Here is a 10,863-nt window from a genome sequence, read left to right on the forward strand (position 1 = left end):
CCCCGTTGCCCCCCACCCACGCCCCCCAGCCCCGCGGTCCAACCACCGGGGAGGAAAGCGCCTCCCCCCCAAAAAGACGGGCGGACACCAGGGGGGGCGGGCCCCCCCGACGTCGGTTCAGCCAGTGGTTCAGCCGTGCTTGGCGCGGCTCGCGGAGCGCGCGCGCTCCCGGGCGTCCAGGTTCACCTTGCGGATGCGCACGGCCTCCGGGGTCACCTCGACGCACTCGTCGTCGCGGCAGAACTCCAGCGACTGCTCCAGGGAGAGCTTGCGCGGCGGCACGATCGCCTCGAAGGAGTCGGCGGCGGCCGAGCGCATGTTGGTGAGCTTCTTCTCCTTGGTGATGTTCACGTCCATGTCGTCGGCGCGCGAGTTCTCACCGACGATCATGCCCTCGTACACCTCGGTGCCGGGCTCCACGAAGAGCACACCGCGCTCCTGGAGGTTCGTCATCGCGAACGCGGTGACGGCGCCGGAGCGGTCGGCGACCAGCGAACCGTTGTTACGGGTCGTCAGCGGGCCGAACCACGGCTCGTGGCCCTCGTGGATCGAGTGCGCGATGCCGGTGCCGCGCGTGCCGGTGAGGAACTCCGTACGGAAGCCGATGAGACCGCGGGAGGGGACGACGAACTCCAGGCGGACCCAGCCGGAGCCGTGGTTGGACATGTTGTCCATCCGGCCCTTGCGGACGCCCATGAGTTGCGTGACCGCGCCCATGTGCTCCTCGGGGACGTCGATCGTCATGCGCTCGACGGGCTCGTGGACCTTGCCGTCGATCACCTGGGTGACCACCTGCGGCTTGCCGATCGTCAGCTCGAAGCCCTCACGGCGCATCTGCTCGACCAGGATGGCCAGCGCCAGCTCACCGCGGCCCTGCACCTCCCAGGCGTCGGGACGCTCGGTGTCGAGCACGCGCAGCGAGACGTTACCGATCAGCTCGCGGTCCAGGCGGTCCTTGACCTGGCGGGCGGTGACCTTGCGGTCCTTGACCGCGGCCTTGTTGTCCGCGCCCTTGCCCGTGGCACCCCGGCCGACCAGCGGCGAGGTGTTGGTACCGATGGTCATCGAGATTGCCGGCTCGTCGACCGTGATGAGCGGCAGCGCGACCGGGTTCTCGGGGTCGGCGAGGGTCTCGCCGATCATGATGTCCGGGATACCGGCGACGGCGCAGATGTCACCGGGGCCGGCCTTCTCCGCGGGCTTGCGGGTGAGCGCCTCGGTCATCAGCAGCTCGGTGATGCGCACATTGGACATCGTGCCGTCGCGCTTGATCCACGTGACGGTCTGGCCCTTGCGCAGCTCGCCCTGCTCGACGCGGAGCAGCGCGATACGGCCGAGGAAGTTGTCGGCGTCCAGGTTCGTGACGTGCGCCTGGAGGGGGGCCGCCTCGTCGTACTGGGGGGCCGGGACGTGCGAGAGGATCGTGGAGAAGAAGGGCTCCAGGCTGTCGCTGTCCGCCGGGACGGTGCCGTCCTCCGGCTTGGTCAGCGAGGCCACACCGTCACGCGCGCAGGCGTAGACGATCGGGAACTCGATCTGCTCCTCGTCCGCGTCCAGGTCCAGGAACAGGTCGTACGTCTCGTTGACGACCTCGTCGATCCGGGAGTCGGGGCGGTCCGTCTTGTTGATGCAGAGGATGACGGGCATCCGTGCCTGCAGGGCCTTGCGGAGCACGAAGCGCGTCTGCGGCAGCGGGCCCTCGGAGGCGTCGACCAGCAGCACGACCGCGTCGACCATCGACAGACCGCGCTCGACCTCGCCGCCGAAGTCGGCGTGGCCGGGGGTGTCGATGATGTTGATGGTGATGACGTCGCCGCCATCCTTCGGGTGGTACTTGACCGCCGTGTTCTTGGCCAGGATCGTGATGCCCTTCTCACGCTCCAGGTCGTTCGAGTCCATCATGCGGTCGTCGAGCGACTCGGCGGCGTGCGCGGCGAAGGCACCGGCCTGCTTGAGCATGGCGTCGACCAGGGTGGTCTTGCCGTGGTCGACGTGGGCGACGATGGCGACGTTGCGGATGTCGTGACGCGTTGCAGTCACAGCCATATTGAGGCGCTTCTCCCGGGGTGAGTGGACGGCCTCCGCTGCGCGGGGCCTGCCGGGCTGAACACGCCACGGCCTTACCCCATGGTACGTGGCCCTGGCGGAGGCAGCCTCCGCAGGGCCACGCGGGCCGGGCCGGCGGGGCGGTCGCGGCCGCCCCGAGTCAGCTCTTCGACGGGCCCGGGGCGGGCTTCGCGCCCTTCTTCAGGAAGCCCATGTCCTCGTAGAGCGGGGTCTGGAACCCGAAGGCCCCGGCGTTGGCCAGATTCAGGCGTGCGGCCGTGAGCTGGGGGCGCTGATAGAGAGGAATCGATCCTGCGGCGGCCCAGATGCGGGAGTCCGCCTTGCGCACCAGATCCCGCGACTCCCCCTCGTCGAGCTCGGCGATGGCCTGGTCGAACAGCTGGTCGACCTGGTCGGTGCCGACCCGGGTGTAGTTCTGCTCGACGTTCAGCGAGCCGTCGGCGGCCGGGACCGGCTTGGCGTAGATGGGCCGGGCGTCGGTGGCCGGGAACGCCGAGGCGGGCCACGAGTACAGCGCCAGGTCGTACTGGCCGGACGCGATGTGGTCCTTGAAGTAGCTGCCGTCCGAGACCTTCGAGATCTCCGTGCGGATCCCCACCCGGTCCAGCATCCTCGCGATCCGCGCGCCGACCGCGCGCAGCGACTCCGAGCCGGGCCCCGAGGGCAGCACGAACCGCAGGGTCAGCGGCTTGCCGTCCTTGGCCAGCGCGCCGGCCGCGGCGCCGGCCGGAGCGGCCGTGCCCTTGGGCGCGTACGCCCCGGGGGCGCCGCCCCGCCTGCCGTGCTCGCGTACGTACCGCCGCCCGTCCAGGGGCCTGGCGGCCTGGTCGTCCGCGGTCCGCCGCTCGTCCTTGCCGTGCTTCTGCGCGTGATCCTCGGAGTCCTTCTTCTGCTCCCGGCCGGCCTTCTGCTCCCGCTCGCCCTCGGAGACCCTGCCCGCCGGCTTGTCGTCCTCACCGACGATGTACGTCCCGTCGTCGCCGGAACCGGAGTCGGCGTCCGGCTTCCTCCCCTCGGACCCGGCCGCCTTGTCGGGTTTCTTCTGCTCCTTGACGGGCCCGCCGGGCACCCAGCCGGCGTCGGCGAGCAGCGCCTGGGCCTCGGCGGTGTCCTGGCCGCCGAGGGTGCCGCTGTTGTCGGCGTACGCGAGCTGGCCGGACAGCGCGAGGTGGCTGCCCACCGGGACGGCGGGCAGGCCGAGCGGCTTGAGGACGATCCGGGCCAGCTCCTCGCGGTCGATGGCGCGGGCGACGGCGCGCCGGACGCGCTCGTCGGCGAGGGGGCCCTCGGCACCGTTCAGGGCGAGCTGGGTGAACGAGGGTTCGAGCGACTTGCGGACCTCGAAGCCGCGCAGGGCCGACTGCCGGTCCGCGTACTTCGCGAGTGCCTTGCGCTGCTTCTTGCGGGCTCGGGTCTCCGTGTCCGCGGCTTTCTCGTCCGAGCCGTTTGCGACGGCCCAGGAGCGCAGCGCCCCGGCGGTGCCGGCCGCGGCGCCGGGTCCCTGGTGCGGAGCGCTGCCCTTGGTGGCGGCGCGGGTGATCCGCCGGGCCTCCTCCGGGTCGATCTCGGCCAGGTCGACCTTGTCGGCGTCGAGGGCGGCGGCCCGCTGGTCGCGCGGCACGGCTCGCAGCACCAGCTCGGAGAGCTTGGCGGGACTGCCCCACCAGCGCGGGTTGCGGGTGAGGGTGATGTCGCCGTCCTGGCGGTCGATCTTCTTCAGCGCGAAGGGGCCCGCGGTCACCTTCAGCCTGCGGCGGGCGCCGTCGTTGAAGGTGTCGGGGGTCCCCATGACCTCCTTGGGGTACAGCGGCGAGAACAGCGACTTCCAGTCCGCGTAGGGGCGGCTGAAAGTGACCCGGACCTCGAGGTTGCTGGCGCCGCGCTCGATCTTCTCGATGCGGTCGTAGCCGGCGTTGCGGGCCGTCCAGTACGCGGTGTCCTTGCCGGACAGCGCCCGCCACTGGGCGGTGAAGTCTGCCGCCCCGATCTCGCGGCCGTCGCTCCAGACCGCCTGCTGGTTGAGCTTGTAGAGGACGACCTGCTTGGGCTCGCGGTCGACGACCTTGGCCGACTCCAGGAAGTCGCCGTTGCGAACGGGGCGGCCCATGGCGTCGGTCCGGTACATGGCGGGCAGGACGGCGCCCGCGATCCGTGAGGTCGCCGCGTCGGCGTCCGCCTGGAAGGTGTTCAGCGTCTCCGGTACGGCGTCCACCGCCCAGCGCAGGGTGCCGCCGTCGGCGACCTGGTCACGGGACGCGGGCGCGATGTCCTGCCCGGCGACGGGTCTGCCCGCCTGGTCCTCCGCGCTGCACGCGGCGAGGGCGGGCACCGCGAGTGCGCCCGCGGTGAGAAACGCGACCGAGCGCATGACCGCGCGCAGTCCGATGCCGTCGTGGGACACCACTGCAACCTCCGGGTCTCGCCGCGCTGCCGCTCCGCCAGGAGGACAGTGCGGATTCTGATCACGTTTGGCGGTATATGGAGCTGATCAGATCTATGCGGCCCACTGAAGGGGAGCCCCGACGCCCCGGGGCGACGACACGGCGGGGGCGGGCGCGAAGCCCACCCGTGCGGCGCAATGCCCAGGGCCACGAGGCGAGGCCCTTGGGGCAGGGGCGAAGCCCACAGGGGCACGGGACGAAGGTTCGGGCCGCTGGCGGCGTTCCCGGGCCACGGGGCGGAGCGCCCGGGCCCGGGAGGCCCCCGGGCAGGGGGCGAAGCTCCCGGGCCGCGGGCGGCGCTCCCGGGCAGGGGGCGAAGCTCCCGGGCCGCGGGCGGCGCTCCCGGGCAGGGGGCGAAGCTCCCCTGGGGCGCGGGGCGAAGTCCCCCTGGGGCACGAGGCGAAGCTTCCGGGTCGCGGGCGGCGTTCCCGGGCCACGGGGCGAAGCCCCCGAGCCGCGGGGCGGAGCTCCCGGGAGCTCCGCCCCGTGCGGAGCTTCCCGGCCACGGGCGACGCTTCCGGGCCACGGCGCACCCGGCGTGCACGGAGCGCGCTCGTGGGCCGCGAGCCGGGAATCCGTGCAGATCTCTTCACAGGGGCTCGTGTGACGCGCGACACTCGCAGGCGCATGAACGTTGCCGCCTGGGGCCCGAGGCCCATGGAAGTGAGGGCAAGTCATGTCCGTGCACGACGATTTGACGTCCGTCCAGCGCTGCCTGAACGACCTCGCCAGGTGCGTGGGACGACTGGAACAGCAGATGGGCGCCGGTCTGGAGATGCGCCGTGTGCGCACCGACGCCGACCACCTGCGCGAGAGCTTCGCCCTGCTGCGCGAGGCCGCCCCGGCGCTGACCGCACCCGGGCGGACCGACCTGCTCTCGATCCCCGACACCCCGTACGACAGCTCCCTGTGGACCGACTCGGACGACGAGGGACTCGGCGCCCGCGACCGGCACGCCCCCTGACCACCGACCGGAGCGACAGTTGACCACTGGTACGGAACCCCATCAGGACGGCGGCGGCGTACGGACCCGTACGCGTGCCGCGATCGCCGCCCCGCATCTGCGGACCGACCGCTGGTGGCTGGCGCCCGCCGGCACCGCGGCCGGGCTGCTCGCCTTCGTCGTCTACTCGACCTGGCGGGCCTTCGCGGACACCGACTACTACTCCGCCCCGTACGTCTCGCCGTTCTACTCGCCCTGCCTGGCCGAGCGGTGCGCGCCCATGCACTCCGGGCCCAACGCGGACCTCTTCGGCAGCTGGTGGGCCCTCTCGCCGGCGATCATCATCCTGATCTTCCCGCTCGGCTTCCGGCTGACCTGCTACTACTACCGCAAGGCCTACTACCGGGGCTTCTGGGCGAGCCCGCCGGCCTGCGCGGTCGCCGAGCCGCACAAGAAGTACACCGGCGAGACCCGCTTCCCGCTGGTCCTGCAGAACATCCACCGGTACTTCTTCTACGCCGCGATCGGCGTCGCCGGGATCCTCACGTACGACACCGTGCTCGCGTTCCGCGACGAGCACTACGCGTGGGGCCACATGGGCCTCGGCAGCCTGGTCTTCCTGGTCAACATCGTGCTGATCTGGGCGTACACGCTCTCGTGCCACTCGTGCCGGCACATCGTCGGCGGCAAGCTCAAGCACTTCTCCCGGCATCCCGTGCGCTACCGGATGTGGCAGTGGGTCGGCAGGCTGAACGCCCGTCACATGGCGCTCGCCTGGGCCTCGTTGGTGAGCGTGGCGCTCGCCGACTTCTACGTGTACCTGGTCGCGTCCGGCGCCTTCGACGATCCGAGGTTTTTCTGATGTCCGCAGTGGAGCGGCAGGAGTGGGACGTCGTGGTGATCGGTGCCGGCGGCGCCGGACTCCGGGCCGCCGTCGAGGCCCGCGAGCGCGGCGCGCGTACGGCCGTGATCTGCAAGTCGCTGTTCGGCAAGGCGCACACGGTGATGGCCGAGGGCGGCATCGCGGCCGCCATGGGCAACGTGAACTCAGGCGACAACTGGCAGGTCCACTTCCGCGACACCATGCGCGGCGGCAAGTTCCTCAACCAGTGGCGGATGGCCGAGCTGCACGCCCAGGAGGCGCCCGACCGGGTCTGGGAGCTGGAGACCTGGGGCGCCCTCTTCGACCGCACGGGCGACGGACGGATCTCGCAGCGCAACTTCGGCGGGCACGAGTATCCGCGGCTCGCGCACGTCGGCGACCGGACCGGCCTCGAACTGATCCGCACCCTCCAGCAGAAGATCGTCTCCCTCCAGCAGGAGGATTACCGGGAGACGGGCGACTACGAGTCGCGCCTGAAGGTCTACCAGGAGTGCACGGTCACCCGGATCCTGATGGACGGCGAGCGGAACGGGACGGGGGTCCCCCCGGCCGGAAGCCGGCGGAGGGTCTCCGGCGCGTTCTGCTACGAGCGGGAGTCGGGACGCTTCTTCGTCCTCCAGGCGCCGTCCGTGGTCATCGCCACCGGCGGCATCGGCAAGTCCTTCAAGGTGACGTCGAATTCATGGGAGTACACCGGCGACGGCCACGCGCTCGCGCTTCTCGCCGGGGCGCCCCTGCTGAACATGGAGTTCGTGCAGTTCCACCCGACGGGCATGGTCTGGCCGCCGTCGGTGAAGGGCATCCTCGTGACGGAGTCCGTGCGCGGGGACGGCGGCGTGCTGCGCAACTCCGACGGGAAACGCTTCATGTTCGACTACGTCCCCGACGTCTTCAAGGAGAAGTACGCCCAGTCGGAGGAGGAGGGCGACCGCTGGTACGAGGACCCGGACCACAACCGGCGGCCCCCCGAGCTGCTGCCGCGCGACGAGGTCGCGCGAGCCATCAACGCCGAGGTCAAGGCGGGCCGCGGCTCCCCGCACGGCGGGGTCTTCCTGGACGTCTCCACCCGGATGCCCGCCGAGGCCATCCGGCGCCGACTGCCGTCCATGTACCACCAGTTCAAGGAACTGGCCGACGTCGACATCACCGCCGAGGCGATGGAGGTCGGCCCGACCTGCCACTACGTGATGGGCGGCATCGCCGTGGAGTCCGACACGGCGGCGGCGCGCGGAGTGCCGGGACTGTACGCGGCGGGCGAAGTCGCCGGCGGCATGCACGGGTCCAACCGGCTGGGCGGCAACTCCCTGTCCGACCTGCTGGTGTTCGGGCGCCGCGCGGGCCTGCACGCCGCCGAGTACGCAGCCGGTCTCGCCGGGGAGCGCCCCGGCGTGGAGGACCTCCAGATCGACGCGGCGGCCGCCGAGGCCCTGCGGCCCTTCTCCGCGGAGGGTCCCGAGCCGGGCCGGGAGAACGGGCGCCCGCCGGAGAACCCGTACACCCTGCACCAGGAACTCCAGCAGACGATGAACGACCTCGTCGGCATCATCCGCCGTGAGGCGGAGATGGAGACGGCGCTGGAGAAGCTCGCCGACCTGCGGGTACGGGCCCGGCGGGCCGGGGTGGAGGGCCACCGCCAGTTCAACCCGGGCTGGCACCTCGCCCTGGACCTGCGCAACATGCTCCTCGTCAGCGAGTGCGTGGCACGGGCCGCGCTGGAGCGGACGGAGTCGCGCGGCGGCCACACCCGCGAGGACCACCCGGCGATGGACCGCGCCTGGCGCCGAGTCAACCTGCTGTGCCGACTGACCGACCCGACGGGCGGGTTGGCCGCCACGGATCCGGTGCGCGGTCAGATCGACCTCGTCCGGACGACCACCGAACGCATCCGCCCCGACCTGCTCGCCCTCTTCGAGAAGGAGGAGCTGGTCAAGTACCTCGCCGAAGAGGAGCTGTACGAGTGAGCAGCTATGAGGCCCGCTTCAAGGTGTGGCGCGGCGACGTCGGGGGCGGTGACCTGGAGGACTTCACGGTCGAGGTGAACGACGGGGAGGTCGTCCTCGACATCGTCCACCGTCTCCAGGCGACGCAGGCTCCCGATCTGGCCGTGCGCTGGAACTGCAAGGCGGGCAAGTGCGGTTCGTGCTCCGCGGAGATCAACGGGCGGCCGCGGCTGATGTGCATGACCCGGATGTCCGTGTTCACCCGGGAGGAGACGATCACCGTCACGCCCCTGCGCGCGTTCCCGGTCGTCCGTGACCTCGTGACGGACGTCGGCTTCAACTACACGAAGGCCCGCGAGGTCCCCGCCTTCGTGCCTCCCGCCGGCCTTGGACCCGGTGAGTACCGGATGCAGCAGCAGGACGTGGACCGCTCGCAGGAATTCCGCAAGTGCATCGAGTGCTTCCTGTGCCAGGACACCTGCCATGTGGTGCGCGACCACGAGGAGAACAAACCGGCGTTCGCCGGCCCCCGCTTCCTGATGCGCGTCGCCGAACTGGACATGCACCCCCTGGACGCCGCCGCCGACAGCGGCCTGGACCGCAAACGCTCCGCCCAGGAGGACCACGGCCTCGGTTACTGCAACATCACCAAGTGCTGCACCGAGGTCTGCCCCGAGAACATCAAGATCACGGACAACGCCCTGATCCCCCTGAAGGAACGAGCGGTGGACCGCAAGTACGACCCCCTGGTGTGGCTGGGCTCCAGGATCGGGAGGCGGCGGTCCTGAGCGGGCAGGCGGCCCCCGCGGTCACCCGGCCCAGCCCTCCCGGTACGCCGTCCAGTCCTCATCTTGGGCCGCGAAGTCGACGTACAGGGCCACGCCGAAGCGGGTGCGGGTGCGGTCCGTGCGGGAGAGGCCGAGGCGGGTGCCGCGGACCGCTGCGGCGACCGTCTCGGCGGACTCGTGGTGGCTCATGTCGTCCTCGTGGAAGAACGGCAGCCCCATCAGCAGGTCCGTCGACTCGGGCGTGACTTCGAGGGCGAGGGACGTCTGCTGGGCGACGTACCCGCCGAACAGGCTCTCCAGCGGCAGCGCCGTGTCGTACGTCATGACGGCGATCTGGTCGACCCGGCGGGCGACCTGCCCGAAGTACGCCTGCGACCACCACTTGGGGTGTCCCGTCAGGGCGCCCCGGACGGAGTTGGCCGCCGGGAGCGGGTCGATCTGGTGGGCGGCGACGGACAGCGGGACGCCCTCGGCGCGGGTGACCCGGCGCAGGCCGTCGAGCAGGGAGAGGTAGTTCCGGTCGCCCGAGTGCAGGGGTTCCAGATCGAAGTGGGCGCCGTCGAAGCCGGCCGCGAGGACCTGCCGGGTGGAGCGGACGACCGCGGCCCTGGTCGCCTCCCGCTCCAGCCGCATCCCGTGCGGCCCCTCACTCGCGAGCGCGTCGCCGAGCCAGGCCTGGACACGGACACCGGGCAGCTCACGGTGCACGGCCGTGATCAGCCAACGGGCCCTCGGGTACGCCGACCGGGGCAGCGTCCCGTCGTGCTCCAGCGGTCCCGCGTGCACGTACAGGTCCCGGATCCCTGTCCTTCGCAGCCGCCGGGCCAGGTCCTCGACGTCCGCGTCCCGTTTCCGCCCGTCGACCCAGGCGTGCCCCAGCCAGAGGGCGTCCCGGTCGCGGGTCCGGGTGCCGGGGGCCGGGTCTCCCGCGTAGTTGACCCGCAGGGCGATGCCCGCCGCCAGCACCGGGAGCAGCAGGACGACCACGAGGGCGAGCGCGACGCGTCTGGGCCACCTCAGCGACGGCCGCCGCCACAGGTCCAGCACCCGCCGCCGCCACCCGGCACCGGCGGACGGACGTGCCCGGTCCTCAACGGAAACCGCGGGCGGCCCCTTGTCCCCCTTGTCCCCCTCGGCGCCGCTGGCTTCGGCGCCGGATGGTGACCGTGCTCCGTCCTCGCCCGGGTTCCCGGGACGGACCGGCCGTGGCTGTCTCCCGGCTTCGTCGTCGCCGCCGTTCGCCGCGTTCCGCGGATCCGATGTGCCCGGCCCCGTGTGCATCCCCCACGCCCCTCCGCTGCTCCCCCGAACTCCCCGTACCTTAGGCGCCGCACCCCGGCGGCGGACCGCTCGCGCCGTCACGCAGGGCGCCATACGCTGCCGAAGGTGACGTCACTCCTCAGCCGCAGCCGGGCACGGGCGGCGTACGCCCTCGCCGGGGGGCTGATGACGGCGGGCTGGCTGCTCCCGCCGGTCGCGGCGACGGCGGCCGGGGGCCCGGCGGCCGGTGCGGCCGAGCGGCCGGATGTCACCGCCGCACCTCCCGCACGGCCGTCGTCCCCCGGCCATGGAGACGCGGACCCCGCCGACGAGAACGAGACATCCGCCGCCGACCTGGTGCTGCCCCTCGCCACGGTGACCGTCGCGGGGGCGCTGGCCGCGTACGGGTACCTGCGGCGCACCCGGCGCGCCCGTACCCGTACGACGCCCGGTGGTGCCCCCCGGCCCCGCGGAGACGACACACCCGGCTCACCCGGGCGGGACGAACCGCCGGGTCCTCCGGAGTGAGGGCCGGTGAGGG

The 10,863-nt window shown here is 72.0% G+C and carries 8 protein-coding genes; 5 read left to right on the plus strand and 3 right to left on the minus strand.

Annotation, left to right across the window (positions count from 1 at the left end):
- Positions 1-129: 129 nt before the first annotated feature.
- Both typA and AC069T_RS27450 read right to left on the minus strand, forming a co-directional pair.
- On the minus strand, positions 130-2,046 hold the full coding sequence (gene typA, locus AC069T_RS27445) for a translational GTPase TypA (protein WP_478785283.1): 1,917 nt from the start codon (positions 2,044-2,046) through the stop codon (positions 130-132).
- A 160-nt stretch (positions 2,047-2,206) separates the two neighbouring features.
- A complete protein-coding gene (locus AC069T_RS27450; RefSeq protein ID WP_478785344.1) occupies positions 2,207-4,468 on the minus strand; it encodes an ABC transporter family substrate-binding protein in 2,262 nt (753 codons plus the stop codon).
- Between the two features lie 716 nt (positions 4,469-5,184).
- Between AC069T_RS27450 and AC069T_RS27455 the strand changes: the two genes are divergently transcribed.
- Genes AC069T_RS27455 through AC069T_RS27470 form a run of 4 tightly spaced genes read left to right on the plus strand, consistent with a single transcriptional unit; the run spans position 5,185 to position 9,062 of the window.
- Entirely contained in the window at positions 5,185-5,472 is a 288-nt protein-coding gene (locus tag AC069T_RS27455; protein WP_478785284.1) for a hypothetical protein, read from the plus strand.
- Between the two features lie 19 nt (positions 5,473-5,491).
- Entirely contained in the window at positions 5,492-6,313 is an 822-nt protein-coding gene (locus AC069T_RS27460; protein WP_478785285.1) for a hypothetical protein, read from the plus strand.
- Positions 6,313-8,295, plus strand: a complete 1,983-nt coding sequence (locus tag AC069T_RS27465; RefSeq protein ID WP_478785286.1) for a fumarate reductase/succinate dehydrogenase flavoprotein subunit — start codon at positions 6,313-6,315, stop codon at positions 8,293-8,295. Before AC069T_RS27460 ends, AC069T_RS27465 begins: the two co-directional genes overlap by 1 nt.
- Positions 8,292-9,062, plus strand: coding sequence for a succinate dehydrogenase/fumarate reductase iron-sulfur subunit (locus AC069T_RS27470; protein ID WP_478785287.1), 771 nt, complete (start codon positions 8,292-8,294; stop codon positions 9,060-9,062). Before AC069T_RS27465 ends, AC069T_RS27470 begins: the two co-directional genes overlap by 4 nt.
- Before the next feature lie 21 nt (positions 9,063-9,083).
- On the opposite strand, the gene AC069T_RS27475 is transcribed toward AC069T_RS27470, so the two are convergent.
- Positions 9,084-10,343 (minus strand): glycoside hydrolase family 18 protein, encoded by a 1,260-nt coding sequence (locus AC069T_RS27475; RefSeq protein WP_478785288.1) that lies wholly within the window; start codon positions 10,341-10,343, stop codon positions 9,084-9,086.
- 105 nt (positions 10,344-10,448) lie between these two features.
- Between AC069T_RS27475 and AC069T_RS27480 the strand changes: the two genes are divergently transcribed.
- The gene (locus tag AC069T_RS27480) at positions 10,449-10,850 is read left to right on the plus strand and encodes a hypothetical protein (protein ID WP_478785289.1); all 402 of its coding nucleotides are present in this window, start codon (positions 10,449-10,451) and stop codon (positions 10,848-10,850) included.
- Positions 10,851-10,863: the final 13 nt, after the last annotated feature.

The organism is Streptomyces sp. NPDC043867 (genome assembly GCF_056435845.1).